Origin of the sequence: Shinella sp. M27 (assembly GCF_049199905.1) — a bacterium.
In the GTDB taxonomy this organism is placed as follows: Bacteria; Pseudomonadota; Alphaproteobacteria; order Rhizobiales; family Rhizobiaceae; genus Shinella.
Window position 1 is genome coordinate 1 of sequence record NZ_JBLZPK010000045.1, and the last position, 24731, is coordinate 24731.

The 24731-nt window shown below is 60.8% G+C and carries 25 protein-coding genes, 2 tRNA genes and 4 pseudogenes; 17 read left to right on the forward strand and 14 right to left on the reverse strand.

The window, feature by feature from the left end; genetic code table 11:
- The 3 genes and pseudogenes from ACOZK4_RS17955 to ACOZK4_RS17965 all read right to left on the reverse strand — a co-directional run.
- Positions 1-423, reverse strand: a pseudogene (locus tag ACOZK4_RS17955) (DUF2497 domain-containing protein); the annotation flags it as partial.
- A 161-nt stretch (positions 424-584) separates the two neighbouring features.
- Entirely contained in the window at positions 585-1967 is a 1383-nt protein-coding gene (locus ACOZK4_RS17960) for a TolC family outer membrane protein (protein ID WP_313525352.1), read from the reverse strand.
- Between the two features lie 258 nt (positions 1968-2225).
- Positions 2226-2876, reverse strand: coding sequence for a protein-L-isoaspartate O-methyltransferase (locus ACOZK4_RS17965; protein ID WP_313525370.1), 651 nt, complete (start codon positions 2874-2876; stop codon positions 2226-2228).
- A 329-nt stretch (positions 2877-3205) separates the two neighbouring features.
- On the opposite strand from ACOZK4_RS17965, the gene exbB reads away from it, so the two are divergent.
- From exbB to ACOZK4_RS17985, 4 genes are all read left to right on the forward strand, one after another.
- Positions 3206-4246 carry a tonB-system energizer ExbB gene (gene exbB, locus ACOZK4_RS17970; RefSeq protein WP_421593064.1) on the forward strand — a complete coding sequence of 347 codons (1041 nt, stop codon included), beginning with the start codon at positions 3206-3208 and terminating at the stop codon, positions 4244-4246.
- 4 nt (positions 4247-4250) lie between these two features.
- Positions 4251-4679, forward strand: a complete 429-nt coding sequence (gene exbD, locus ACOZK4_RS17975; RefSeq protein WP_421593065.1) for a TonB system transport protein ExbD — start codon at positions 4251-4253, stop codon at positions 4677-4679.
- 130 nt (positions 4680-4809) lie between these two features.
- A tRNA-Cys gene (locus tag ACOZK4_RS17980) sits at positions 4810-4883 on the forward strand.
- 251 nt (positions 4884-5134) lie between these two features.
- Positions 5135-5302, forward strand: coding sequence for a hypothetical protein (locus ACOZK4_RS17985; protein ID WP_421593066.1), 168 nt, complete (start codon positions 5135-5137; stop codon positions 5300-5302).
- 2 nt (positions 5303-5304) lie between these two features.
- Here the strand turns inward: ACOZK4_RS17985 and ACOZK4_RS17990 are convergent, their stop codons facing one another.
- Positions 5305-5469 (reverse strand): hypothetical protein, encoded by a 165-nt coding sequence (locus ACOZK4_RS17990; RefSeq protein ID WP_421593067.1) that lies wholly within the window; start codon positions 5467-5469, stop codon positions 5305-5307.
- A gap of 53 nt (positions 5470-5522) precedes the next feature.
- Here ACOZK4_RS17990 and ACOZK4_RS17995 point away from each other — a divergent pair, with 53 nt between their 5' ends.
- From ACOZK4_RS17995 to ACOZK4_RS18005, 3 genes are all read left to right on the forward strand, one after another.
- Positions 5523-6149 (forward strand): hypothetical protein, encoded by a 627-nt coding sequence (locus ACOZK4_RS17995; protein WP_421593068.1) that lies wholly within the window; start codon positions 5523-5525, stop codon positions 6147-6149.
- Between the two features lie 80 nt (positions 6150-6229).
- Complete coding sequence (locus tag ACOZK4_RS18000) at positions 6230-6493, forward strand: hypothetical protein (RefSeq protein ID WP_313528263.1); 264 nt, start codon at positions 6230-6232, stop codon at positions 6491-6493.
- Between the two features lie 146 nt (positions 6494-6639).
- Complete coding sequence (locus ACOZK4_RS18005) at positions 6640-6963, forward strand: RcnB family protein (protein ID WP_421593069.1); 324 nt, start codon at positions 6640-6642, stop codon at positions 6961-6963.
- 44 nt (positions 6964-7007) lie between these two features.
- Here the strand turns inward: ACOZK4_RS18005 and ACOZK4_RS18010 are convergent, their stop codons facing one another.
- Positions 7008-7472 carry a DUF2938 domain-containing protein gene (locus tag ACOZK4_RS18010; protein ID WP_421593070.1) on the reverse strand — a complete coding sequence of 155 codons (465 nt, stop codon included), beginning with the start codon at positions 7470-7472 and terminating at the stop codon, positions 7008-7010.
- A 75-nt stretch (positions 7473-7547) separates the two neighbouring features.
- A complete protein-coding gene (locus ACOZK4_RS18015) occupies positions 7548-7832 on the reverse strand; it encodes a hypothetical protein (protein WP_421593097.1) in 285 nt (94 codons plus the stop codon).
- A 185-nt stretch (positions 7833-8017) separates the two neighbouring features.
- Between ACOZK4_RS18015 and ACOZK4_RS18020 the strand changes: the two genes are divergently transcribed.
- A tRNA-Asn gene (locus tag ACOZK4_RS18020) sits at positions 8018-8092 on the forward strand.
- A gap of 118 nt (positions 8093-8210) precedes the next feature.
- Here the strand turns inward: ACOZK4_RS18020 and ACOZK4_RS18025 are convergent.
- Entirely contained in the window at positions 8211-8402 is a 192-nt protein-coding gene (locus tag ACOZK4_RS18025) for a DUF2934 domain-containing protein (protein WP_421593071.1), read from the reverse strand.
- A gap of 175 nt (positions 8403-8577) precedes the next feature.
- Positions 8578-8877, reverse strand: coding sequence for a DUF982 domain-containing protein (locus ACOZK4_RS18030; RefSeq protein ID WP_421593072.1), 300 nt, complete (start codon positions 8875-8877; stop codon positions 8578-8580).
- A 663-nt stretch (positions 8878-9540) separates the two neighbouring features.
- Here ACOZK4_RS18030 and ACOZK4_RS18035 point away from each other — a divergent pair.
- Complete coding sequence (locus ACOZK4_RS18035; RefSeq protein ID WP_421593073.1) at positions 9541-10569, forward strand: alpha/beta fold hydrolase; 1029 nt, start codon at positions 9541-9543, stop codon at positions 10567-10569.
- 59 nt (positions 10570-10628) lie between these two features.
- On the opposite strand, the pseudogene ACOZK4_RS18040 reads toward ACOZK4_RS18035, so the two are convergent.
- Positions 10629-13888: pseudogene (locus tag ACOZK4_RS18040) on the reverse strand (error-prone DNA polymerase).
- A pseudogene (locus ACOZK4_RS18045) lies at positions 13885-14562 on the reverse strand (DNA polymerase Y family protein); the annotation flags it as partial. The pseudogenes ACOZK4_RS18040 and ACOZK4_RS18045, both read right to left, overlap by 4 nt.
- A 774-nt stretch (positions 14563-15336) precedes the next feature.
- On the opposite strand from ACOZK4_RS18045, the gene ACOZK4_RS18050 reads away from it, so the two are divergent.
- On the forward strand, positions 15337-16269 hold the full coding sequence (locus tag ACOZK4_RS18050; protein WP_421593074.1) for a hypothetical protein: 933 nt from the start codon (positions 15337-15339) through the stop codon (positions 16267-16269).
- 1 nt (position 16270) lies between these two features.
- Here the strand turns inward: ACOZK4_RS18050 and ACOZK4_RS18055 are convergent, their stop codons facing one another.
- Positions 16271-17344: a calcium-binding protein gene (locus tag ACOZK4_RS18055; protein WP_421593075.1), complete on the reverse strand. Its 1074-nt coding sequence runs from the start codon at positions 17342-17344 to the stop codon at positions 16271-16273.
- Between the two features lie 111 nt (positions 17345-17455).
- Between ACOZK4_RS18055 and ACOZK4_RS18060 the strand changes: the two genes are divergently transcribed.
- Positions 17456-17992, forward strand: coding sequence for a hypothetical protein (locus ACOZK4_RS18060; RefSeq protein WP_421593076.1), 537 nt, complete (start codon positions 17456-17458; stop codon positions 17990-17992).
- Between the two features lie 90 nt (positions 17993-18082).
- On the opposite strand, the gene ACOZK4_RS18065 is transcribed toward ACOZK4_RS18060, so the two are convergent.
- Complete coding sequence (locus tag ACOZK4_RS18065; protein WP_421593077.1) at positions 18083-18280, reverse strand: DUF2934 domain-containing protein; 198 nt, start codon at positions 18278-18280, stop codon at positions 18083-18085.
- 436 nt (positions 18281-18716) lie between these two features.
- Here ACOZK4_RS18065 and ACOZK4_RS18070 point away from each other — a divergent pair.
- Positions 18717-18903: pseudogene (locus ACOZK4_RS18070) on the forward strand (hypothetical protein).
- A 153-nt stretch (positions 18904-19056) separates the two neighbouring features.
- Here the strand turns inward: ACOZK4_RS18070 and ACOZK4_RS18075 are convergent.
- On the reverse strand, positions 19057-20358 hold the full coding sequence (locus ACOZK4_RS18075; RefSeq protein ID WP_421593078.1) for an NAD(P)/FAD-dependent oxidoreductase: 1302 nt from the start codon (positions 20356-20358) through the stop codon (positions 19057-19059).
- Positions 20359-20524: 166 nt separating this feature from the next.
- On the opposite strand from ACOZK4_RS18075, the gene ACOZK4_RS18080 reads away from it, so the two are divergent.
- The 5 genes from ACOZK4_RS18080 to ACOZK4_RS18100 are packed head-to-tail and all read left to right on the forward strand — an operon-like array spanning position 20525 to position 24262.
- Complete coding sequence (locus ACOZK4_RS18080) at positions 20525-21163, forward strand: sigma-70 family RNA polymerase sigma factor (RefSeq protein WP_421593079.1); 639 nt, start codon at positions 20525-20527, stop codon at positions 21161-21163.
- A complete protein-coding gene (locus ACOZK4_RS18085; protein WP_313528277.1) occupies positions 21160-21813 on the forward strand; it encodes a ChrR family anti-sigma-E factor in 654 nt (217 codons plus the stop codon). The genes ACOZK4_RS18080 and ACOZK4_RS18085 overlap by 4 nt, the downstream gene beginning before the upstream one ends.
- Before the next feature lie 3 nt (positions 21814-21816).
- Positions 21817-22632, forward strand: a complete 816-nt coding sequence (locus tag ACOZK4_RS18090) for a DUF1295 domain-containing protein (RefSeq protein WP_421593080.1) — start codon at positions 21817-21819, stop codon at positions 22630-22632.
- Positions 22629-23666: a cyclopropane-fatty-acyl-phospholipid synthase family protein gene (locus ACOZK4_RS18095; RefSeq protein ID WP_313528281.1), complete on the forward strand. Its 1038-nt coding sequence runs from the start codon at positions 22629-22631 to the stop codon at positions 23664-23666. Before ACOZK4_RS18090 ends, ACOZK4_RS18095 begins: the two co-directional genes overlap by 4 nt.
- On the forward strand, positions 23663-24262 hold the full coding sequence (locus ACOZK4_RS18100) for a hypothetical protein (protein ID WP_421593081.1): 600 nt from the start codon (positions 23663-23665) through the stop codon (positions 24260-24262). Before ACOZK4_RS18095 ends, ACOZK4_RS18100 begins: the two co-directional genes overlap by 4 nt.
- Here the strand turns inward: ACOZK4_RS18100 and ACOZK4_RS18105 are convergent.
- Positions 24227-24628: a DUF2177 family protein gene (locus tag ACOZK4_RS18105; protein WP_421593082.1), complete on the reverse strand. Its 402-nt coding sequence runs from the start codon at positions 24626-24628 to the stop codon at positions 24227-24229. The genes ACOZK4_RS18100 and ACOZK4_RS18105 overlap by 36 nt on opposite strands.
- Positions 24629-24731: the final 103 nt, after the last annotated feature.

Genomic DNA, 24731 nt, shown 5'->3' on the forward strand with positions numbered 1-24731 from the left:
GGCCACACGCGCCGTGACGACGGGGTTTTCCTCGCGTGCGACAACCGGCTGGACCGGCTCGGCGGCGAACACTTCGCGCTCGGCCAACGGTTCGCGATTGGCGGCGACGTGGCGCTCGGAGGCGGCGCGAACACGTGCGGCGACATCGGCCAGCGACAATGCCGGCTGACTGGCGGCCTGCACGGGCTCGACACGCGGAATGGAATGGACCGGGGCGGAACGGGTTTCCTCGACGTGGAACTGCTCCACGACGGACGGGTGGTCGAGAAGGCTGCTGTCCCGTTCCGTCGAGATATCGAAGCCGTCGTCATCCTGCGCGTCGGCGGCAAAATCCGGCTGGGCTTCGTTGTTCTCGATGATCTTGCGGATGGACGCCAGGATTTCATCCATGGACGGTTCACGCGCTACACTTGGCTGAGCCATTTCTATCCCCGTTCTCTGCGGCGTCCGCGGCATGGCACGAAGACCTGCCGGACATCCGCAAAACCCTAGGCGAGTTCAGCGGCGAACTAAATCACCGCGAATCATGTGTTACGAGTGATGCACAGATTTGTTTGCCCTCACAAGGGCAAGGCGGCTTCCGCTTAGTTGCTGTCGACCGTGCGAAGGCCGAACCACTTGTCCTTGACCTTCTCGTAATGGCGCTCGGCGCGATATTCGGTGACCTCCAGCCCCTGGCTGTGCACCGTCAATGCGCCCATGGCTGCAATCAGAGAATAGCTGGCGACGACGGCATCGCGTTGAGCGGACACGAGGCTTTCCTTCGCGTCGAGCACGTTCTGCTGGGCGTTCAGCACGTCGAGCGTCGTGCGCTGGCCGACATTGCGCTCTTCCACGACGCCGTTCAGCGCCATGTTGGCAGCGTCGATCTGCTGGCGGATCGCGCCGATGGCCGCGACGGACGCCTCGTATTGCGCATGGGCCGAAACGATGGTGCGCTGGACTTCCAGACGCGCGGAATCGATGAGGATCTGGCGCTGGCCAAGCTGTTCCTTGGCCTGGCGGATCTGGCCGTATTCCGCGCCACCCTGATAGAGCGGAACCACGACACGGGCCGAAAGCGCACCGGTCAGATTATCAGCCGGACCGGCTTCGTTGTTCACGGACTTGTAGAGATCGCCTTGCAGCGAGACGCCCGGCAGCATCGTGCCCTCGGCCACCCGCACATTGTAGCTGGCCGCATCAGCGCTGCGCATGGCCGAAAGGATGGTCGGGTTTTCCTGATAGCCCATCGCGACTGCGGCATCGAGCGAAGCGGGCATGGCCTTCTTTGCCGAAGCCGGCTGCTTGATGCCCGATGGCGCAACGCCGACGATCTGCACATAGGCCGCCTCGCTCTGCTTGAGCTGGGAGACGGCCGCCGTCAGAAGGGCCTTGGCGGCGGCAAGCTCAGCCTGAGCAAGGCTAACGTCGGTGCGCGTGCCCTCGCCGACATCGAGGCGGGCATTGGCGGCGTTGAGCTGCTCATTCAAGAAGGCGAGGTTCTGCTTGCGGATGGCAACGACCTGCTGGTCACGCGCGATATTGGCGTAAGATTCGACGGCCGCCAGCAGGATGGAAATCTCGTTGGCGCGCAGCTGCTCGCGGCTTGCCAGAACGTTCAGCTCCGCCGCCTTCACCCGGTTCAATGTCTGGAAACCATCGAAAATCTGCTGCGTGACGGTGATGCCGTGACTGGAGGTGAGCTGCTTGGTCTTCTGCTGGCCGAAGAACGGGCGCTTGTCCAGTTTGGTGCCTGTGACCTCGTATTCCGAGACCGCGCTGATGCGCGGCCGATAGCCAGCCTTGGCGATGGTCACGTTCTCGTCGATGGCGCGCAGGGCCGCACGGGCGGCGTTCAGGTCGGGATTGTTCTCATAGGCCTTGGCCATCGCACCCGCCAGCGTTTCGGCGCCTGCACGCTGTGGCAGGATGAAGGCAGCGGAGGCGAGCGCAACGGCAAGGGCGGTTCGACGAAGAATGGACACAGTACAAAACTCCGATCCTGGATCGACCCGCCACTGAGCCGCCCTTTGATACACTTTGACCCACGAAGAGCCGCGCACGCCCTTCGGCATGCGAACACCGTTTCCGGCGGTCTCGCACCGCTTGCCAATAGTGCCTTTAAGTTGCTTGGGAAACAGGGATCGCGCCAGTCCCCTCGGGTCCGGCAGCGACAATAGGAACGGCCCGTTGCCAAAGCGCAACAAAAGCAGGCCTTTCCTGTCTCTGGCGGCTAAGCCGTCTTAGAAGACGAATTCTTTCGCCTTGCGGAAGCCCGGCAGCGGCTTGACGGCCGTGTTGAACACGTTGCGCTCGGCAACGTGGCCGCTTTCCTTGATATAGATGCGGGCCTGCGAGGCATTTCCGTAGCCTTCGACGACGACCATGCGGCCCCCATCGCGCAACTGCGTGAAAAGGGCTGCCGGAACGAACTCGACCGCACCATGCACGAAGATCACGTCATAGGGTGCTTCGGCCGCATAGCCGGCTTCGAGATCACCCGTGACGACGGCGACATTGTCGTAGCCGAGGCGGGACAGCGTTTCCGTTGCAGTTGCGGCAAGGTCGGCGTCGCTTTCCAGCGCCACGACCGAGCTGGCGAGGCGCGACAGGATCGCCGAGGCGTAGCCGGTGCCGCAGCCGACTTCGAGCACGATGTCGCTGCTTGCGATCTCGGCGAGCTGGATCAGCTTGGCGAGCGGCGACGGCTCCATCAGGAAGCGGCCGGGGACAAGCTGAATGTCGTTGTCGATATAGGCGAGCGGCTTTACCGCCGCGGGCACGAACTCTTCGCGCGCGACGGTCAGGAAGGCGTCGAGCACCTCGTGCGACGTCACGTCCGTCGTACGGATCTGGTTGTCCACCATCTTCGTGCGCGCTGCTTTGTAGTCAATCATCTCTAGCCCTTGAATAAAACGGCGAGACCGGCGCAAAGGCCCGGCCCGCTGCCGGATGCATCGCAATTCTCTTAGTGCGGTTTCAGGCCGGGTGTCCATAGGCGCCTTCCGATTGCGCGCAAAAACCACCGACCGTATCGCCCTTTGCCGGATGCGCCTCAGCGTGTCCGCGTTATCATGAATTAATTACTCAACATATTATTGCCTGTCCGGGGCATAATGTCGTATTGAACAGTCAGGTTTTAGCGACGCGCTTGCGCCCGCGCCAATGCCCCTTCCCTGAACGGGCTCCGTTTAAAAGTTAAGATATACAAGAGGAATACGCCGTGCTGAAACGGTCTCGACTGCACTTCGCGATGATCCTGGTGGCGCTTGCCGCTCCTTACGCCGTTTCGGCGCAAACCCAGGAGACACCCACGGTCCAGACGGACAGCCAGCCGATTGCCGGCCAATCCACGCAGACCCAGTCCAGCGAGGCCCAGCCTACCGCAACGGGCACGGGTGCGACGACGACCGAAACGACGTCGCGCCCGACCGCAACCGAAGGCGGCGCCAACACGATAGCGGCCGATGAGGACGCGACGGTACTCGACGCGGTCGACGATGCCGCCGAGGCACGCCAGGCCGGCCTGCCGCATGATCTTTCCCCCTGGGGCATGTTCATGGCGGCCGATATCGTCGTGAAGGGCGTGATGATCGGCCTCGCCTTCGCCTCCGTCGTCACCTGGACCGTACTGCTCGTCAAGATCGCCGAGCTCGGCGCCGCGCAGCGTTCCGCCAGCCACGCCGTGCGCCGCCTCATTGCCGCGCGCGGACTTGAGGACGGCGAACAGGCGCTCGGTCGCAACCGCGGCCTCGTCGCCCGCATGACGCGCGCCGCTCGCGAAGAGATGGAAGCCTCCGAGACCGTACTCGACCACGTCTCCGACGGCGGCGTGAAAGAGCGCATCGCCTCGCGCCTCGGCCGCATGGAGGTGCATGGCGGCCGCCGCATCGCCAAGGGCACGGGCCTTTTGGCCACCATCGGTTCCACGGCCCCGTTCGTCGGCCTGTTCGGCACCGTCTGGGGCATCATGAACTCGTTCATCGGCATCTCGAAGGCGCAGACGACCAACCTCGCCATCGTGGCGCCCGGTATCGCCGAAGCGCTGCTCGCCACCGCCATCGGTCTCGTCGCCGCTATTCCCGCGGTCGTGATCTACAACGTCCTGGCCCGTGCCATCACCGGCTACCGCCAGAACCTCGCCGACGCCTCGGCCGCCATCGAGCGTCTCGCCAGCCGTGACCTCGACGTGCGCCGCGCCGTCCGTCATCCCGCCGCCCAGCGCGGCGAGCGCGCCGGCGCCTCCGTCGTGAAGCTCGGGTGACGTCATGGCCAGCAAGATCAAGGAAGGCGGCGGCGACGAACTCGAGGAGAACAGCGAAATCAACGTGACGCCGTTCATCGACGTCATGCTGGTTCTGCTCATCATCTTCATGGTGGCAGCCCCGCTGGCGACCGTCGACATCAATGTCGACCTACCCTCCTCCGTCGCCCAGCCGACGCCGCGCGAGGACAAGCCGGTCTTCATGACGCTGAAGAAGGATCTGACCGTCTCGATCGGCAACGGCGAGATCGGCCGCGACAATTTCGGCCCTGAACTCGATGCCGTAACGGAAGGCAACAAGGACACCCGCATCCTGCTGCGCGCCGACAAGGCCGTGGACTACGGCAACGTCATGGACGTCATGAACCTCCTGCGCGGCGCGGGTTACGCCAAGATCGCGCTTGTCGGCCTCGAAGGCGCTCCGGCGCAATAATGCGGCATGGCGCGCCGCGGGGGCGCGCCGTCTGCCCACAAAAAAGCGCAACAATCGACAGCATAGCCCCTTGCACCCTGTCTGAATTCGTTCTAAACGCCCGTCACCACACGCTTTATAGCAAACGGATGGCCTCGTGGCGGAGTGGTGACGCAGAGGACTGCAAATCCTTGCACCCGAGTTCGATTCTCGGCGAGGCCTCCAACCCCTTCCCTTCGGATTTCCAATATACTGAAACTACACCGGACATTCGAAGGTATGGCGGTTTGGGCTTGAACCATTCCGCCACACTAAAATTAGGTGTGGCAATCGGTTCCCAATTCATCCGTCGTTGAGCGACTTAACGCCCTCTCTCTGCCTGCCTACCATTCCCCCGGCTAGGATTAATTTCATAAATCCCCGTTGACTCTCTCAACCAAAAAAGAGAACATATAAAGAACAAAATGGAGATTGTTATGCAGACTGATAGTGTAGCAAGAGCCCTTGCTGTCGTCGCAGAATCGCGTGCATGGCGTGAGAAATTGGCAGCGGAACGCGCGGAACGCCTTCAGAAGATGCAGGCTGCGCCTCGCCCCTTCTATGTTCTCAAAAGCAAGAAGCAGTTGGAGCTGCGCCTACAATGATCCTACAATCGCATGAGCGAACAAAAGACGAAGCCATGGCTGTCCTGGCTCTTCATGACTGGGATGCGCTTGAGGCCATCCGCACTGTGCTGGCCGAGCGCGACGCGGTTGAGGACCGCCTGCGGATCGCTGCCATTGCCATGGGGCGAGGTTTCACGCGAAACCACCCGACCTCCACCACGAAACCGTCGACAAACGCTCTGGATACTCGGATACTCGGGTGGCCAGCGGGCTGAGCACAGCGGACAAGGTGTCCGCTGTGCCGACTCTGCGGCTCGTCATCGACAGGGAGGGTCTCATGAGGTTCGCATTACGTCTTGCCGGCATCCTCGCCGTGCCCTTCCTCGGCCTGGCACCGGCACGGAGCGAGGAATTCCACGCCTATTTCTACGAGAACGAGGAGCAGCCGGCCGCGCATCTTACCTTCAGCCCGTGCACCGGCGAGGAAGTCTCTGAATGCGTGGCCTACAGCATTTCCTGTGATCCCGCTCAGACACCGCCCCTGCAGATCAGCATTCTCACCGGGCCGGTGGAGACGATGGCGGTCGATCTGATCAAGGCGTCCGCCGGCGCGACCTATGCGAACGTGCCGCTTTCGGCCGGCGGCAAGAAAGTCGATCTGCCGATCTCGATGATACATGTCGATGCCAACGAGATGGATGGCGGCTGGATGCTCAGCCTCGGCAGCTATGACACCGCCCCCCTGCTCGATACCCTGTCCAAGGAAAACAGCGAAGGGGCCGCGATCACCATCGCCGGCATGGCATATTCGCTTGCCCCGCAAAAAGGCGACGGTGCGAAGCTGCTGCAATGGCGGGATGCCTGTGTCCGCATCCGCGGGAATTGACCCCAGACCATGATGCGGCCCTTGCGCATGCGCGCAGCCATGCGCATATGCCGGCTCAGACACATTTAACGGGACCACCCATGGCGAAGAAACCGCAAATCGAGCATTCCGAACTCTCCGGCGAATTTACTGAGGATGACGTCACGGTTCTCGTCGATATCTACCGGCCGGCCGGCACCCAGCAGGACTGGCGGCTGGAAGTGGTGACGCAGAACGAAGACCTGTTCGAATGGGACGCCCCCTTTGCGACCGATCGGGAAGCCTTCGACGAATTTCTGGCCACCGTGGCCCGCGACGGTATCCATTCCTTCCTGGAAGAGGACGACGTGCCCTCCACCCACTAGGCGCATGCCCTCCTGCGCCCATGCCATCGGCACTTTAAATCGCCGAATAAGCATCTGCTTTCATTACAGAATTGTAACCACACCGTTCAGTTTTGGTTCATCGCGCCGGGCCTAGTTTTCTCTCATCGACAACGAGGAACCAACCGATGAAACTTTTCACCCGCACCCTTCTTGCTGCCGTTGCCCTCTCCTTCGCCGCCGCACCGATGGCACAGGCGCAGCAGCACTATGGTCACGACCGCAAGCCCGGCTATACTCACACCATGAAGAAGAAGGTGATCGTCAAGCGCCACACCTGGCGCAAGGGCGAGCGCTATTCCGACTGGAAGGGCCGCCCGACTGTGCGTGATTACCACCGTCACGGCTTGCGCAAGCCCTCTCGCGGCCAGCAATGGGTGAAGGTGGACAACTCTTACCTTCTGATGAGCGTTGCCACCGGCCTCATCCTGGGCGTCGCCGCGGCCCGCTAAATCGAAACGCCACCGCAGGATTTCCTGCGGTGGCGTTGTTTTTCTCAGCGGATGAGAAGCGCCGTTCCATAAAGTCCCAGCGCGAAGACGGTGTGGGACACTAGATTGAGAATGCGCACCGTATCGGCATTGGGAAGCTTCGAGGCTGCAATACCGACGCCGAGCCCCGGCTGCAGCAGAAACCAACCTGCGCCAACCGTCACGATGCCGAGAACCCAGGCCGGCAGAAACGTCGGCACGGCAAACCAGGATGCTCCGACCCACACGGCCAGGATGACGCCGTAGAGAATGCCCACCGCATAGTGGAAGATCCAGCCGAGCGCCTGCTCATGCGCATAGGGTTCGGCGGAAGCAATGTTGTCGTGGAAGACGGTGCCGTTCTTCAAGTGCCAGACCCAGCGGCCGACCGGCGCCCAGTTTGGCCTCGACTGGCGGAAGGCCGTCCAGAGAAAGACGGCCCAGAGATCCATCAGCACCGTCGCACCAAACCCGATCACAGCACCTTTCATCAGCAATTCCATATGCTTCCCCTCGCCCGATATCCATCGGGTTAGAGCAGGACCTTAGGATCGATGCAAGGCGGATCAGCGCGCGTTGCGACGCGCTTTCCGGGTCGCCCACCAGACGGCAAGACGACGGCGCTGGCGACGGACAAAGTGGGAATCATGCGAAAGCACGAGAAGACCAAGCGGCACCATCCAGAATCCGAGCACCGGCAGAAAGCCGAGAATGCCGCCGAAGACCAGGAGCACGCCGATCAATGTGCGCAGCCAGCGCGATTCCGGCAGCTTCAGGCGCAAGGAACCGACGACGATCTCTTTGGTACGGGGGTCGATGCCAAATTTCATGCCATTTTTTTTCGTCGTCATGCATTGCTCGTTTCGCTGCAAAGCCCGGTTTTCCGGGCATCGTCTCCCTTCCAGTTGGAGACTTGTCCACAATCAATCAAGCCCGATGCATTTTTTTGTCAAAAAGCGCTTGGCAAATCGATCCAGCATTTGTATTACGCGCTCACTCCGCATCGAGCAGCTGAAAACCAGCAGCGAGCGGATGATCCCTGGTAGCTCAGCGGTAGAGCATTCGACTGTTAATCGACAGGTCGCCGGTTCGAATCCGGCCCGGGGAGCCAGATTCTTCAGCTAACATGCTGATATTGCTTTAGGAGTCGGTTCTTGATTGAACCGGCTCCTAATTTCTTTCCTAATGACGTTTCGGCCGCCTCGGTTGGCTCCGATCGGAGTCGAACCTCAATGCGGGTTTACGGCGCCGGCTAGCGCAACCGCCTCGACTTCTTCGGTCTGGGGTTCTGCGGCGATCTCCTGGTCGACCTCTTTCTCCGCCTGCAGCCAATGACTGAGGCTACGACCGTCTAGAGACCCCTCAGCCTGCCATAGATCGAAGGCTCGCGCTGTAATGCGACTTTCGCGTGGATCGTTCATGGCGCTCACCGCAGACCGAGGAACGACAATATCACCAGGACGACAACAACCAGTCCAACGATATAAATGATGCGGTTCATGACCCTCTCCTGTTTTGATCAGGAGACGAACGCGGCGATCTAAACTTCGTTCCAAAAGCGCGCCGCCCGCCCATTTAGGTGAGCGGCGCTGCCCCTTAAGCACTCATTCGCGGCGGTGACGACGGTCCTCGTTGCCAACTCGGCGTTAATGCCTCGACAGGCAACCCCGCCTCGAGGCAAGCGGAGATAAATGCCTCACGAGCCACAGCGACCGGTGCCATTCGATAGAGCGCGGCGCGGCACTTCTCACACGCGCGCTTGTATCTGGCGCCGTGCCGCAAGGGCCATTCATTCTCAAGAAAATCGACGGTGTCGTGCAGGCTCTCGAAAGAGCGAGTTACGCCATTTGGAAAACGAACGTGAAGGGGGACAGAGAAGTAAACGTCAGCCAGCATCGTGGTGCTCCTTTCAATTACAATTCTGGCGGAATCGATATGTGTTTGGCCGGCTGCGTTTCAAGCAGGGCCCTTATCGTCGACAACGATTCCGCTTACTGAGCCTGCAAGCGCCCATGCCGTTTCCAGGAGAAAGATTGCTAATGTCAGAACGACTGTTTTCCCGAGCATGGTTCTCTATCCCACCTGCGTTTGCCCCGCCGATGCGGGGTGTGGAATGTCGAGCCAACCCCGCTTTGCGCACTCGTCCATTGCGGCATTAATTGCGTTGGTGCGCGACGAGTACGGCCCGATCAGCGTAATGACGTCGCCTTCGAATAGGATAGCGACTGTTTTTGTGACAACATCGAAGAGGATCTGCGGTCGCGGTTGCATAAAGCTCGTTTCCCTAAAGAGGTATCTATCGCAAGGCCAGATATCGGGCTTGTTGGAAGAAGTGTGTGACCTTGGTGACAGGAGCACGCAGAGAGATATGCTTGGGGCGCGCAAGCCTGACAAAAAAATTCCGGCTTTAAACAAGCAAGCAGTAGCTAGGCCCGCTATGGTCATGAAGTTGCTATCGGCGCGAGATCATCGGCGCTATGCATCGTACCGGAAACCGAACACCGGGAGTGTGAGCGTCAATCCAGATGAAATCTGACGAGCGCAACGGGGATGTTGAGCATGAGCAATATCTTACGCCTCATTGGTATAGGTGTCGCGCTGACGGTTTCAGCCGTGCTCGTCGCAGGCACAGTTTATGAGGCCACCGCCCGACGGATTACCGCTAGAGAATTTCCTCCACCCGGCAAACTCGCGGAGATCGGAGGTCGACGCATACACATCGATTGCCACGGTAGCGGTCGGCCGACTGTCATTCTGGAGGCTGGCGCGGACACGAGCGGATCGGCATTGTGGTACCCCGTAATACAGACGGTTTCGGCAACGACCCGCGTGTGCGCCTATGATCGCGCCGGGCTCATGTGGAGCGACCCTGGGCCACTTCCACGCGATGGCGAGGCAATCATTGTCGATTTACAGAAAACGCTCGAGGTTACGAACGAGCGTGGTCCCTATGTCATGGTGGGAGCATCGCTCGGCGGCCCACTCGTGATGCTCTACACCAAGCGGCATCCGACCGACGTTGCAGGCGTCGTGCTAGTCGACAGCGCGCACCCTGACCAGATCAAAAGACTTGAAGCCGCCTCCGGGATTGAAGACGATCCAGCGCCGTTGCTCTTCAGGGTGATCGCAGCGCTTTCATGGACTGGTCTGCCCCGCTTGCTCCTGCCCACACCCGAGCTTCCCGAGCTGCCTGACCACGTCTCGGCGGCGGTCGCCGCATATCAAACCCCATCGTTGCAGTCTGCACTTGATGAGGCCGTCGCAATGCCTGCCACCTTCCAACAGGCCGGGACGTTCCGCGATTTGGGCAACCGCCCACTGGCAGTGCTCTCCCATGGAAAGAAATGGGGTGACTATAACAAAAGTCAGCAAGAGTCGGCTGGCATGAGCGAAGACCAGTTCGAACGGCGGGAAAGCGCGTGGGCTGCAATGCAAGACGAAGAAGCCGCGTGGTCGCAAGACAGCACGCACCAGACGTTGCGCGATTCAAGCCACGTCGTTCAACTAGAGCGGCCCGACGCGGTGATATCCGCTATCAATGACGTGGTGGCGAAGGTGCGTCGCGTCAGCAGTGAGGCTTCGGATTGACCAAACAAACCCGATTGGGCGCGCCGTTAAAGTGTGCTCGCAACACGGCCACGCGCTACTCAATGAAAATTCCGGCTTTTCACCTTCGCCGGTCGATCAGCAAATCAGGGATGAAAATATCCCTCGCCGGTACGGCAGCCTTCGGTCGTTCTCTTGAATCCGGTGCCCCGTTTCCGTGTGCAAATTCGTCACCCCGGCCATGCGGGAGCGGAAAGGCCTCTCCTCGCTCGCCCAGTTGGCCAAGATCATCGGAAAGATCGAACAGTCGCTGTGCGACGAGATGCACGACGTCGCCTTCTCGCTGGATCTTACCATTGATCGCCAGCATCGAGGCGGAAAGGACAAGCCGGCGCTGGCGCTCGAATAGCGTCGGCCAGACGACCGCGTTGACGATGCCGGTCTCATCCTCGATCGTCATGAACATGACACCCTTCGCCGAACCCGGCCGCTGGCGCACAAGCACGAGCCCACCGGTCATCAACCATCGGCCATCCCGGGCTGCCATGGCTTCGGCGCATGTGACCATCCGTTCGCGAAGGTCACTGCGCAAGAATGCAACCGGATGTTGGCGGAGAGTAAGGCCGGTATGGGAATAGTCCTCAACAACCTGGTATCCAGCCCTCATCGAGGGTAAAGCAACCGAGGGCTCCTGCACTTCAGCAAACTGGCGCGCCTCGCGCTCGGCGGCCGCGGCCCATAGCTCGAGCGGTTCGTCGCGCAAGGCTTTAATTGCCCATAGAGCGTCACGGCGCTGGAGCTGCAACGACGGCAAAAAGGCATCCGCTTCGGCAAGCTTGACGAGGGCGGCCGTCGGCACGCCAGATCGCCGCCACAGATCATTGGCCGAGGCGAATGATTCGTCGGCACGCGCCGCCACAATCCGCGCGGCATCCGCGGTCGCGAGCCCTTTGACCATTCGCATGCCAAGGCGAACGGCGCAGAGGCGGCTTCCTTCGATCTCCTCGAGCGTGCAGTCCCATCGGGAGGCGTTGACACAGACCGGTCTGATTTCAACGCCATGTGCTCGCGCATCCGAAACGATCTGGGCCGGCGCATAAAATCCCATTGGCTGCGAGTTCAAAAGCGCCGCACAGAAGGCGTCCGGGTGATGGTATTTCACCCAGCTTGACGCATAGGCGATCAAGGCGAAGCTGGCCGCATGGCTTTCTGGAAAGCCATAGGACCCAAACCCTTCCAGCTGCGAGAATGTCTGCTCTGCAAATTCGGCCGTGTAGCCGTTCTTCACCATGCCAGCGATGAGCTTGTCCTTGAACTTCGAGACGCCCCCCGAAAACTTGAACGTGGCCATCGATTTTCGCAACTGATCCGCCTCGCCGCCGGTGAAGCCAGCACAAACCATCGCCACCTTCATCGCACTCTCCTGAAACAACGGAATGCCAAGGGTCTTCGAAAGCACCGCCTCCAGTTCCGGCGTTGGATAGTCGATCGGCTCCTTGCCCTCCCGCCGGCGCAGATAAGGATGCACCATGTCACCCTGGATCGGACCCGGTCGGACGATCGCAACCTGGATAACGAGGTCATAGAAGGTTTGTGGCTTCAGCCGCGGCAGCATGGACATCTGTGCGCGGCTTTCAATCTGGAAGGTGCCGAGCGTGTCGGCACGGCGGATCATGGCATAGGTCCGTGAACATTCGGCCGGGATCGAAGCGAGGTCGCGAACGTCGCCCTTGTGCTCGGCCATCAGGGCAAAGGCCTTGGACATGCAGGTCAGCATGCCGAGCGCCAGCACGTCGACCTTCATGAACTTGAGCGCCTCGATGTCGTCCTTGTCCCATTCGATGACCTGGCGATCGTCCATCCGCGCAGGCTCGATCGGCACGAGATCGTCAAGACGGTCATGGGTAAGGACAAAACCACCGGGATGCTGACCGAGATGGCGCGGTGCGCCCATCAGCTGCTGCGCCAATTCCAGCGTTAACATCAGCCGATAATCCGCAGCGTTTAGATTGCTCTCACGAATCTGGCGCTCGGATACTCCCTCCGACCAGCCCCAAACTCCGGACGATAGTTGCCCGATCATATCTTCCGGCAGGCCCAGCGCCTTGCCGACGTCTCGCAAGGCGCCCTTCGCCGGATAGCGGGTGACGGTCGAACAGAGAGCGGCTCGGCTCCGACCGTAGGTCTCGTAGATCCATTGGATGACCTCTTCGCGCCTCTCGTGTTCAAAGTCGACGTCGATGTCCGGCGGTTCATCTCGCTCTTGGCTGATGAAGCGCTCGAAGAGGAGGTCGTTCATATCAGGATCGATGGAGGTCACGCCGAGGCAATAACAGACAGCGGAATTGGCGGCAGAGCCCCTACCCTGGCAAAGAATACCCTTCGATCGGGCAAACCGAACGATCGAGAAGACCGTGAGGAAGTATGGCGCGTAGTTCATGATCCTGATCAACTCGAGTTCGTCGAGCAGAGATTTACGAACCTTGTCCGGTACGCCTTCGGGGTAGCGACTGGCGGCCCCCTCCCACGTGAACTTGACCAACGACTGCTGCGGATCGAGGCCGGGCACGATGGCCTCCTCCGGGTACTGGTATTGCAGTTCCTTGAGATCGAACTTGCAGCGCTCGACAATCTCGCGGCCGCGTGCGAGCGCTTCTGGATACTCGGCAAAAAGCCGGTGCATCTCCTCAGGCGCCTTGAGAAAACGATCGGCATGACGTTCACGGTCAAACCCCACATCGTCGATGGTCGTGCGGGTGCGGATGCAAGTTACGACATCCTGCAACTGCCGACGGCCAGGTTCGTGGAACAAGACATCGTTGGTGACGACGGTTCTGACCCTTTGGCGTGCCGCCATCGTAGCGATGCTATGCAAGCGCAGCTTGTCGTTCGGCCGGCGACGCAGGCAGAGGCTCACATAAGCGCGATCACCGAACAGTTCGGCCATCTTGCGAAGCTGCACGCCGCTGGTCTCGTCGGCTTCGTCCGGCACGAGCACGCCGATCATGCCGGCGACATGGTCGGCGACATCTGCGAAATCAATCAGGCAATTGCCTTTGCCGCCGCGGCTCTTGCCGAGGGAAAGCAATCGGGTCAGCCGGGAATAAGCTGGCCGGTCCATGGGATAGACGAGGATCGACATGCCGTAGGTGAGATCCAGGCGGCAACCGACGACCAGTCGGACGCCGGTGGTCTTTGCGGCTTCCCAGGCTCGCACAATGCCGGCGAGGCTATTGCGGTCGACGACGCCGAGCGCGTCGATGCCAAGCGCGGCGGCCGTCGCGAATAGCTCGTCAGCGCTGGATGCCCCGCGCAGAAACGAGAAATGTGTCGTGACCGGTAGTTCGGCGTAGTGTGTCATCCGAACACTCCATGCACGAACCAAAAGTGGGAGCCGGTTTCCGGATCGATGCCGTCACCGGCACGATAGACCCAGTAGCGCTCACCAAGCTCATCCTCGATCACGAAGTAGTCCCTGACCGCCTGGAACTCGCGTGGTCTCCGCCACCACTCTCCAAAAATCCGTTCCGGGCCGTCGGCGCGCACGACCTTCCGTCGCTTGCCCCGCCAGGTGAAGACCGCCGGCGGCTGGTCCGGCAGAAGTGCGATGACCTCGATGCGTTCGGGATTGCCGAAGAGCCGCGTCGGCCGCGGCCATTTCACCGCCCATGCCTCGCCGATGTCAGGCGCGGTCGCGGCGATGCGGCGAACCGAACGCTCCGGCACATCCGACGCGACAGGTGCAACGCGGAACAGGCGATGGCCGCGATTGCCGAGAATGTCGACCAGCGGCGTGATGTCGGCGACCTCCTCCTCAATGAGCGACGAGGCAACCTGCCGCTCCTCCAGCGGCTCGGCGAAGACCGCTACAAGCGCCAGCTTCTCGATGCCAAAGCCGGGATCGATCGTCTCGATGCGGTCGCAGAGCAGCTTCGACAGGCGCGCCGGATCGCGGACAGGTTTGGCAAGACCAGCACGCAGATGCTGCCTGGTGTTGTTGACGCGATGGATGAAGAGGTCGCAGCGCCGCGCGCCGCGGTCGGTGGCATCATCGCCAACGCCTACAACGATATGACGCTTGGGCGCAACGAGGGCGCAGGCATGGGCGGGTTCTCGAACCAGCTCCGTGTTTTCCGTTTCGAAGACCCGGAGTCCTACATCCGCATGATGCGGAAATACGGGCATGGCGACGGCGGCCTGTTCAACACACTGATGGGCCACCTCGGCGGCATGGGCCGGGAGATCGCTACGACGGAAATCCTCGGTCCGAACTATGAGGCGAATTTCCGCAAGCTGCTTGAGGTCGCAACGGAAGACGACGCGATTCGCAATAAGCCGGTGCTTTCGAAGCTGAAGCGATCGATCACGCTGAACAGCCCGGCGGCGGTAAAACGCACCTATGACGCAGTGACCGGAAAGCTCGGTGTCGCTCAAAGCGATCTTATCGCCGGGATCGGCGGCGGGATCCGCAATATACAGACCGCCGCCCGGCTGGGCTCGGCAACCGTCGCAGCGCTGCCGGGTGACAGCTTCACCGCGTCTCTGGCCGCCAACGCCAACGGCATCCCGGCAACGGCCGTTCTCGGTCGCCTCGTCCGTGATCTCGCCGGCGGGGGCGAAGAGGCGGAGGCCATTGCGTGCCAACTCAACCTCACCGCCGCGACGGTTATGGACACTGCGATCGGCTCGAAACGCTTCGCCGATGAGGTTGTCGGCCAGGGCCTGACCGGCCGGGTCGCCGATACAACGATGCGCCTTTCCGGCATCAACGTGTGGACGGAAGGCCTGAAGCGCGCGTGGGCGATGGAGATGAACGGCCTCATCGCCCGCCAGGCCGACCATACCTTCGACAAGCTCGATCCGAACTTCCGAAACTTCCTGACGCGGTACGGTTTCAAGGCCGGAGACTGGGACAAGTTGCGCGCGACACCACAGATCGAAGCGGAGGGCGCCCGGTTCTTCGATGTGAACGGCGTTGAGGACCAGCTTCTCGGAGACCGGCTGATGTCTGCGATCCTTGATGAACGGCGGTTCGCGGTTATCGAGCCGGACTCGCGTATCCGGGGTGCGATGACGGCCGGGCTCCAGCGCGGCACATTCATGGGCGAGATCGCGCGATCAGCGACGCAGTTCAAGTCTTTCCCGATGACCTTCATGATGACGCACATGATGCGTGCCGCGATACAGGATGGTGCGTGGGGCAAGGTCGCGGCCGGCACGAAGCTGGTTCTCCTCGCCACCATCGCCGGGGCTGTCACCGCGCAGATGCAGTCTCTTGTTGCCGGGCGCGATCCGCAAAACATGTCAGACCCGCAGTTCTGGCTTCAGGCGTTTATTCGCGGTGGTGGCGGCGGCATGCTGGGCGATCTGGTCTATTCGTCGTCGACGCGCGGCGGTGACGGCCTCAAGGAATATGTGATGGGGCCGGGGCCGGGCGCAATATTCTCCGCGACGGGTGATCTGATGCAGACCATCGCCGGCAACAAGGAAGTCAGCGGGAAAACGCTGGCCCAGCATATAAAGGCATGGACACCCGGCTCCTCGCTCTGGTTCTCAAAGATCGCGACGGATCGAATCCTCTTCGACCAAATCCAGACGCTGATCGATCCGAATTATCGACAGGCACTCTCCCGCTATGAAAAGCGCATGAAGAAGGATTTCGGGCAAGGCTTCTGGTGGCGCCCAGGCGACATGGCGCCGAAGCGCGCACCAGATTTTGCAAACACTCGCGGCGCACCGTAGGCTACAGCAGGAAGTCGCCTGCGGTGAGTTTGATATGCCCCAGCAGCACTAGGTAGAAATCGGCTTTCTTGTCACCATCCATGTCGGCGGCGAGAACAGTGTTTTTGCCGTCGAAGTAGTGGTGCATCTCGCCAATCTTCAGCGTGCCGTTGGCCTCGACGAGTTTGAAGGCGTTGTTGTTGAGCTTGCCTTCGTTCGCGTCGATGCTGCGGACGTCGATCGTGTCGAGGCCATGCTGAAAATCGGTGATCGTGTCATAGCCCTTCAGGTTGCTGGCATTGTCGAAGAAGACGAAGAAGTCCTCCCCTGAGCCCCCCGTAAGGCGATCGGCACCATCCCCACCCCGGAGAATGTCGGCGCCGGCGCCGCCTATAAGCGTGTCTTTCCCGTCTTTCCCCAACAGGACATCATCACCGGCCCCACCATCAAACGTGTCGTTGCCCGTTCCACCGGTAAAGGTGTCCTTGTATTTTGAGCCCACGAATTTTTCGATTGAGGTGTAGGTGTCGCCGGCAGCGAAACCCTTGTTGCTCGACGGCGCCGCAAGGTTGACGGTCACGGCAGCCGTCGCGTTCTCATACGATGCGATGTCGATTCCGGAGCCGCCGTTCAATGCGTCAGCTAGGTTGGACGCGACGAGCGTGTCATTCCCGTCGCCGCCATTGATCGACCCACCGATCGAGAAGATTTTGTCGTTTCCGGCGTAGCCGTTGCGCAGGCCGGTGATCACGTCGTCGCCAGAAAGCAAAAGCTGGGCGCCGATCTTGCCACTTTGAGAGAGCGCCACTAAGTCCTCAACATAGATGGCCGACTTGAAAGTGACTGCATCTTGCAGGGTGTACGACCCGCCGTAGTTGGTATATCCGGTTCTGATAGCCGTTATATATCCTGAGGTAACTCCATCTGTTGTTGTGAAGTTTCCTTTAAAAGCCGTCACAAGGTAGACAGAATAATCATCGTTAACTACGTGATCGAACTTCTGAAATGTGTATCCTTTGGATGTGCTCTTTAAGTAAGCGTAGTCATTATTGAAAAAGGTCGATAAATCATCGACCTTGGAAGTGATCGTCGCCATAAGCTCCTCCATCGCGAGAGAGGCGCGAGCGTATATTACAGCAAAAGTTGTGTCAAAGGCCGCGCGGCCTGTGCTTTGTGCCTCTAGGCTCGCTTAGGCACTCTCCGCTGTATGAGCACCACGGCCCCCGATAATCGCCTTACTGAATACAATCCGGTAACGCCGACCTTCGAGTTCGCGGCAGGGTTTCCGATTTTCAGTGATGAGGACATCAGTGTCACGGTCGATGGCTTGGAGCGCTATGACTTCAGTGTTTCGGCAACGTACGAAAACGGTGTTTCGACGAATGCCAAGGTCGTTTTCTCATCGGGAGTGACAGGCCTCGTTTTCGTGATCGGCGCGCGCTCGCCACGTCGGTCGAACCGCTTCAAGGATGGGGCCCCCCTGCCGACACGCGATCAGAACCTCGCGCTTGATGTCATTCAAGGTGAAGTCCAGGAAGCCCGGCGCGATATCGGACGCGCGGTCAAAGTGGGTTTCGGGGACGGTGAGCAGTCGCTTCCATCGCCGGAGGCCGGCAAATATCTTGGTTGGGGGGGCCGGGGGTGCGCTCACGAACCTTCAAGGCGACGCAGCCGCGGCAGCCAGTGCGGCAAGCTCTGCGGAGGCGGCGCTGGCGGCGGTCAGCGCCGGGTACGTTTTCAGTAGCCAAAATGCATTCGAGATCGCGGCGGTCCCGCTCGTCTTGACCTTTGTGAACGTCGCAGGTTGGGCAGCGCCAGGTGATGGCGGTGCGCATCAGAAGCGCCGCATCTCAGCGCCGGGGGCGCCGAAGCCATGGCAAAAGCAGAGCGCAGATGGTGCCTGGGCAAGCTCCTCGTCGACCTCTTTTTCCGCCTGCAGCCAATGACTGAGGCTTCGGCCGTCTAACGCCCCTTCGGCCTGCCAGAGATCAAACGCTCGTGCTGTGATGCGTCTTTCGCGTGGATCGGTCATTGTGCTCACCGGAGACCGAGGAACGACAGAATCGCGATAACGATGACGACCAAGCCGACGATGTAGATGATGCGGTTCATGATGTTCTCCTTACGAAAATGAACCCAACGCGGCGCGCGTGCCGTTGTTCCGGTAGGGTATAGCTCGTCGCTGTTGGACGAGCGGCCCGGGCCTCAAGGCACTCATGCGCGGCGTTGAAGACGGTCCTCTCAGCAAGTCGGCGCCAGTGCATTAACAGGCCCCCTCCTAGAGGCAGCCCGAGACGAACGCCTCGCGCGCGATGGCACAAAGGCAATTCATTTTTGAGGAAATCGATGGTGTCGTGCAGGCTCTCTATCAATTCTGGCGCCATCGATATGGTTTTGGTCGAACTGTTTTCGAGGTTGGAACAACACACTCTCCGAGCCGTTCTCGGCGCGTAGCGAAAGAGGGAGCAATGGCAATCGAAAACGCACCAACCGAAGACGGCAAGGAAGGCGCCAGCGGCTTGTATAAGGCAGCACGCACGGATGAACGACAAGTTGAAGCTGAAAAGGGCTTCTGACCGAGATAAAGGCGCCGATCGTTTTGACGAGCGGTCCCGGAGCTCTGACGGCAAGAGCGCGGGTGAAAAGCAGCGGTAAGCCTGGCCGCCCCCTGGCTGCCCGCTTAACCAATAACATCGATGTCGCTACGCTTCTCGACAACACGGTGCGGATTAACGGCCAGAAGCACGATTGGAGCGGCATTATCACACTAGGTGTCAGCTCTCCTCATAAATCGCTACCTCGCCCTGTCTAAGCCGGCTGATAGTTCAAAAAAATACGATCCGATCCTTCTTCAACAATCCAGGGACGGCTTATGCCGCCCAAACTTTCGCCAACGGCGAGCCCCGCCTGGATGGCATCTTCATGGAAGCCAGAGCCGAAATAGGAGCCGCAGAACCAGGTGTTTGATTGACCTTGCAATGACCAAAGCTGCTTTTGTGCCGCAAGCGTAGCGGCGTTGAACAGCGGGTGCTGATAAAGGCCGCGCCAGAAGACCTTGTCTTCGGCTGGGGTGTGCAGCGGGCTCAGTGTCACGAAACGCGGCGACGTGTCGGGAATGTCCTGGAGACGGTTCATCCAATAGGTGACGCACGGCTTATGGGGTGCAGAGCCGTCGCGGCCGGAACTGGCCAGGTAGTTCCAGCTCGCCCAGACACGCTTGCGACATGGCATCAGGCTTTCATCGCTGTGGAGCACGGTCTCGTTGTCACCATAGGTGAAGGCGGAAAGCAGTTCCGCCTCGCGCTCTGAGCGGTCGGTCAGCATGCCGAGCGCCTGATCGGCATGGGCGCCAATCACCACATGATCGAACCATTCCGGCTCTGCGCCCGAAACGGAAATTTCGACGGCACCGTTTACCCGGCGGATGGAGTTAACCGGCGCGTTGGTGCGGATGCGTTCGCGAAACGGCGCGATCAACCGCGCGACATAGGCGCGGCTACCGCCATCGACGGTGCGCCAGATCGGACGGCGTACGAATTTCAGCAGGCCGTGGTTCTCGCAGAAGCGCACGAAGGAGATCGCCGGATAGTTGCCAATCTCAAGCGCCGGCGTTGACCAGATCGCGGCGGCCATCGGATAGAGGTGATCTTCGCGAAAGGCCCGGCCGAAGCCTGCGCCGTCGAGATAGTCGTCGAGACTGGCAGACGGATCGAGATTGCGAACGCCGTTCGGTGCCTGCCGGTAGAAGCGGACCAGATCGCGCAACATCGACCAGAAGCGTGGACTTGCCAGATTGCTGCGCTGAGCAAAGAGGCCGGCAAGGTTCGTTCCCGCATATTCGAGCTGACCCTTGTCCATCGATACTGCAAAGGACATGTCCGACGCCTTGGTGGGTACGTCCAGATGGGTAAACAACGCTTTCAGGTTCGGGTAGGTCGTGTCGTTGTAGACGATGAAGCCGGTATCGACGGGCGTTCCCCCGGCATCCACCGTATTGCAGTGTCCGCCGATGCGCGCCTGCGCCTCGAAGACGGTCACATCATGCCGTTGCGATAAAAGCCAGGCCGCGGAAAGGCCGGCAATGCCCGTGCCGACGACCGCAATCTTCATAGGCCGGTCCGATGGAGGGAAGTGGCGCATGTCGATCCTTCTGCGGCTGTCGATTTGATTGGGGATTTTCTATAGCGTCTACGGATGCCGGCTCCTGGCGGATCACTGCTTGCTGCCTATTTCAGGACGGGTGATCCGCTTGCGAAACCGCGGCGTAGAAGGATGCATGTATGACGCTTCGAACCCAATTGATATTGAACGCAGGCCGGACAGGCCGACAGGCCGGCGGCTCGCCGTGGTGAGTTCATCGGACGCGCAGCAGGTGCCGTCTCCCGATGCGCTGATCGGCCTGATGAGACAGATTGACGAGGAGCGGGACAGGCAGGCCTTCGCACTGCTCTTCCGCTATTTCGGGCCGCGGCTCAAAACCTTCTTCCTGCGCTGGACGATCTCGTCGGGCGTGGCAGAGGATCTGGTGCAGGAGACGATGCTGACTGTCTGGCGCAAGGCCTCCTACTTCGATCCGGCCCGAGCGGGTGTCGCGACATGGATCTTCACCGTTGCGCGCAACATCCGCATCGACCACCTGCGCCGCCAGCGTGATCCCGCAGCACTTCCGCCCGATCCCGAGGTCGCGCCGGAAACCGTGGAGGATGGATTGCTGGGCGCTGAACGGGATGCGCGGGTGCGTATCGCCCTGACATCGCTCTCGTCCGAGCAGCAGACGATCATCCGCCTGTCCTATTTCAGCGAGAAATCGCAAACCGAAATCGCCGATGAACTGGGTATTCCGCTCGGCACCGTAAAATCTAGGACGCGCTTGGCTATGAACCGCCTGCGCGCGCTGCTGGAAGATCAATCATGAGCCAGACCCATCACGCCACCGAAGAGACCCTGATGCGCCATGCTGCTGGCACGCTTGCCGCCGGCCCCGCCATCGTCGTTGCAGCGCATCTTGCAAGCTGCCCGTCTTGCCGCGCGCGCATCGGCACCTATGAGGCGCTTGGCGGCGCTCTTATCGAAGATATCGAACCGGCTGCGCTGTCGCCGACCGCGCTGAGCGATGCGCTCGCCATGCTCGATGCCGAAGAGGGCGCAATGAAATTGGCGCCGCCACCGCTCGCGCCGCTTGAAATCGGGGGCATCCTTCTGCCAGAGTCCTTGCGCGGCTGTGATATCGGGCGCTGGCGCTGGATCGGCCCCGGCATGAAGATGAGCCGGGTCGGCGTGCCGCAGGATCCGGAGGCGAACCTCATCCTGCTCAAGGTCGGTCCGGGCCGCGCCTTGCCCGATCACGGGCATGTCGGCACGGAATTCACCTATATCGTCTCGGGCTCGTTCACTGACAGGTTCGGAAAATTCCAGCCGGGCGACCTTGCGGAGATGGGTGAGGACATCGAACACCAGCCCGTGGTCGATGCGGACGGTGACTGCATCTGTCTCGCTGCCATGGAAGGCAAGATGCGCTTCAAGAGCGTCATCGGCCGCATGTTGCAACCGATCTTCGGGATTTGAACCATGGGACCGGCGCCGCTCTTCCTTCTTCTTGCCGCCGCCCTTTGTCTTGCCATGACATCGGTATGGCTTGCGGTGCTGAGAGGCGCGCGTTCGGGCTGGGTCGATGCGGTCTGGTCGTTTCTGGTGGGGGCGGCCGGAATCGCTGCGGCCCTCGTTCCGGTCGATGGATGGGCGGGAGACTGGCAACGACGGCTCATGGTTGCCGCTGTCGCAGGGCTCTGGTCCTGCCGGCTCGGCATCCACATTGTCCGACGCACGTTGCACGGCGGCGAAGACCCGCGGTATGCCAGGTTGCGTGAGGAATGGGGCGAGAGCTGGCGTTCGCGCCTCCTGCTTTTCTTGCAGATACAGGCCGCAGCCGCGCTTCTCCTCGCTGCAACCATCTTTCTCGCCGCTCGAAATCCGGCACCTGGTCTGCAATGGAGCGATTTTGCCGGCGTCGCCGTCCTGCTCACCGCCGTCTTCGGCGAAGGGCTTGCCGATGCGCAATTGACGCGGTTTCGCGCAAACCCTGCCAATAGCAGCAAGGTCTGCGATGAGGGGCTGTGGAGCCTGTCACGCCATCCCAACTACTTCTTTCAGTGGCTGGGCTGGACCGGATACGCCGTCATCGCCATTGGCCCTGCCGGCGCGTGGAGCTGGGGTTGGTTGGCCCTTATCGGCCCTGCCTTTATGTACTGGCTGCTCGTGCACGTCTCGGGAATTCCCCCGCTCGAAGCCCATATGCGCCGCTCGCGCGGCATCGCCTTCGCCGCCTATGCCGATCGCGTGAATGCCTTCTGGCCAGGCCCGCAATCCAGGGAGACATCGACATGAACCTTGCCATTGCCGCGATTGCCGCCGCAGAGCGCCTGCCGCTTCCCGATAGCGCTCTGCGCTTCGGTATCGGCCAGCTTGTCGGCCGTACCCGCCGCCTGCTCGCCGGCGGCACCGGACCGACGGACGTTGATTTTGCAAGGTCGATGGGCGAATGGCCGATTGCTGTTCACACGGATGATGCCAATGCCCAGCACTATGAACTGCCGGCGGATTTCTTCGCGCTGACACTCGGTCCGCGCCGCAAATACTCCTCCTGTCTCTATCGCACAGACAATGCGACGCTTGCGGAGGCTGAAATCGCCGCACTGGAAGAGACCTGCGCACATGCGGGCCTTGAAGACGGACAGGACATTCTGGAACTGGGCTGCGGCTGGGGCTCGCTCTCGCTGTTCATGGCGGAACGTTATCCCGCCTCGCGCATCGTTTCCGTTTCGAATTCCGCCTCGCAACGCACCCATATCGAGGCGGAAATCAAGCGGCGTGGCCTTCGTAACCTGACCATCATCACCGCAGATATGAACAGCTTCTCATCCGACAAGACTTTCGACAGGATCGTCTCCGTCGAGATGTTCGAGCACATGTCCAACTGGCGGGCCTTGCTGGCGCGCGCTCACGGCTGGATCCGACAAGACGGTCGGCTCTTCCTCCATGTTTTTTCGCACCGTAAGACCGCGTATCGGTTCGATCATGCCGACAAATCGGACTGGATCGCCCAGCACTTCTTTACCGGCGGCGTCATGCCGAGCCATGGGCTGGTGCGCGAATTCGGCGAGAGCTTCGTGGTCGAGAAGGATTGGCGCTGGAACGGCAAGCACTACGAGCGGACGGCGCGCGACTGGCTCGACAATTTCGATCGCAATCATGAGGCGATCCGCAGCATCTTCGAAGCGACATACGGTCGGGATGCCACACTATGGATGCGTCGCTGGCGGCTGTTCTTCCTTGCAACCGCCGGGCTCTTCGGGCATGCCGATGGCGAGGAGTGGGGCGTCAGCCACTACCGCCTGCGCCCTGCCGGTCACGGAAAATGACGTCGCTACTCGGCACCTTGGTCACGGGCATCCGTGCCTATATCCGCCACCCCGATCCACGCGTCGCTGCAGCAAATGCGGTTGCACTGCTCGTGGCATCCAACCAACCGTTCTACCCGCTCTATCTTTTCTGGCTGGTCAGTCACGACATCACGCCGGTCTGGTTCACTTTCCTCTCGACGCCTTTCTTTCTCGCCGTGCCGATTGTTGCGCGCTGGAACGCTACCGCCGGCAGAGCGCTGCTGCCGCTTGCCGGTATCGGCAACACCGTGCTTTCCGCCTGGCTCTTCGGCACGGCTTCGGCAGTCGAGATCTTTCTTGTTCCCTGCGGCGTACTCGCGCTGCTGCTGTTTCGTCCGAAAGAGCGTTTTGCAAGGCTGCTGCTCACGGGGCTGGCTTTCGGCGCCTTCCTGTTGCTGCACGATGCTTACGGTCCACCCATGGCAACGTATGGCGCAACGGAATATGCCGCACTCGTCCGCCTCAACCTCATCAGCGCAAGCACGCTGACGGCGGTCGTCGTGCTGCTGTTTTCCAATCTCCTTGCGGACGCGGAACGCTCAGGCGAAGCGGCTGGCGGCGAGAAAACCGGCTGAGGCGCCGACAGCGGTCACGAAGGCACCCCATGGAATATCGGCAAGCGTGATGGCGAGCGGCCAATCTTTCAACGTAGCCTGGTTGGTAAGGTCGTAGGTGGCATAGGCCACAAGGCCGAGTACCGCACCGTTCAGCGCTGCTTTCACAAGCCCGCCACCCTGAAGCGCCGGCAAGATAGCGAAGAACACGATGCCTCCGATATAGATCAGATAAAAGCAGATCGCCGGCACGAGGCGGAATTGCGGCTCGAGCTTGTCGCCCAGAAGTGGACGATAGAGCATTTCGGCCATCGTCGTCAGCCAGATCGCATCGACGATGAGGAAGGCAATGCCGGCCGCCAGATAGGCCGTAATGATGGTTTTCATGCCGATATCTCCGAGAAGGGCTCGATAGTCTTTACGCCGTTACACGCCCGCCGGATCACCACGAGTGAACCAAAGGGCGTGCCTCTGCGTATAGAGAGCAAAG

What these genes read in the sequence shown, in the direction of transcription:
- ACOZK4_RS18010 (WP_421593070.1), bottom strand. Translation starts at nt 7,472, where the DNA reads ATGAAAGGTGCTGTGATCGGGTTTGGTGCGACGGTGCTGATGGATCTC.
- ACOZK4_RS18060 (WP_421593076.1), top strand. Translation starts at nt 17,456, where the DNA reads ATGAGCACCACGGCCCCCGATAATCGCCTTACTGAATACAATCCGGTA.
- ACOZK4_RS18050 (WP_421593074.1), top strand. Translation starts at nt 15,337, where the DNA reads ATGAACGGCCTCATCGCCCGCCAGGCCGACCATACCTTCGACAAGCTC.
- ACOZK4_RS18035 (WP_421593073.1), top strand. Translation starts at nt 9,541, where the DNA reads ATGAGCAATATCTTACGCCTCATTGGTATAGGTGTCGCGCTGACGGTT.
- ACOZK4_RS18030 (WP_421593072.1), bottom strand. Translation starts at nt 8,877, where the DNA reads ATGCTGGCTGACGTTTACTTCTCTGTCCCCCTTCACGTTCGTTTTCCA.
- ACOZK4_RS18005 (WP_421593069.1), top strand. Translation starts at nt 6,640, where the DNA reads ATGAAACTTTTCACCCGCACCCTTCTTGCTGCCGTTGCCCTCTCCTTC.
- exbD (WP_421593065.1), top strand. Translation starts at nt 4,251, where the DNA reads ATGGCCAGCAAGATCAAGGAAGGCGGCGGCGACGAACTCGAGGAGAAC.
- ACOZK4_RS18080 (WP_421593079.1), top strand. Translation starts at nt 20,525, where the DNA reads ATGTATGACGCTTCGAACCCAATTGATATTGAACGCAGGCCGGACAGG.
- ACOZK4_RS18015 (WP_421593097.1), bottom strand. Translation starts at nt 7,832, where the DNA reads ATGACGACGAAAAAAAATGGCATGAAATTTGGCATCGACCCCCGTACC.
- ACOZK4_RS18085 (WP_313528277.1), top strand. Translation starts at nt 21,160, where the DNA reads ATGAGCCAGACCCATCACGCCACCGAAGAGACCCTGATGCGCCATGCT.
- ACOZK4_RS18025 (WP_421593071.1), bottom strand. Translation starts at nt 8,402, where the DNA reads ATGAACGATCCACGCGAAAGTCGCATTACAGCGCGAGCCTTCGATCTA.
- ACOZK4_RS17985 (WP_421593066.1), top strand. Translation starts at nt 5,135, where the DNA reads ATGCAGACTGATAGTGTAGCAAGAGCCCTTGCTGTCGTCGCAGAATCG.
- ACOZK4_RS18075 (WP_421593078.1), bottom strand. Translation starts at nt 20,358, where the DNA reads ATGAAGATTGCGGTCGTCGGCACGGGCATTGCCGGCCTTTCCGCGGCC.
- ACOZK4_RS18095 (WP_313528281.1), top strand. Translation starts at nt 22,629, where the DNA reads ATGAACCTTGCCATTGCCGCGATTGCCGCCGCAGAGCGCCTGCCGCTT.
- ACOZK4_RS18090 (WP_421593080.1), top strand. Translation starts at nt 21,817, where the DNA reads ATGGGACCGGCGCCGCTCTTCCTTCTTCTTGCCGCCGCCCTTTGTCTT.
- ACOZK4_RS18000 (WP_313528263.1), top strand. Translation starts at nt 6,230, where the DNA reads ATGGCGAAGAAACCGCAAATCGAGCATTCCGAACTCTCCGGCGAATTT.
- ACOZK4_RS18055 (WP_421593075.1), bottom strand. Translation starts at nt 17,344, where the DNA reads ATGGCGACGATCACTTCCAAGGTCGATGATTTATCGACCTTTTTCAAT.
- ACOZK4_RS18065 (WP_421593077.1), bottom strand. Translation starts at nt 18,280, where the DNA reads ATGACCGATCCACGCGAAAGACGCATCACAGCACGAGCGTTTGATCTC.
- ACOZK4_RS18105 (WP_421593082.1), bottom strand. Translation starts at nt 24,628, where the DNA reads ATGAAAACCATCATTACGGCCTATCTGGCGGCCGGCATTGCCTTCCTC.
- ACOZK4_RS18100 (WP_421593081.1), top strand. Translation starts at nt 23,663, where the DNA reads ATGACGTCGCTACTCGGCACCTTGGTCACGGGCATCCGTGCCTATATC.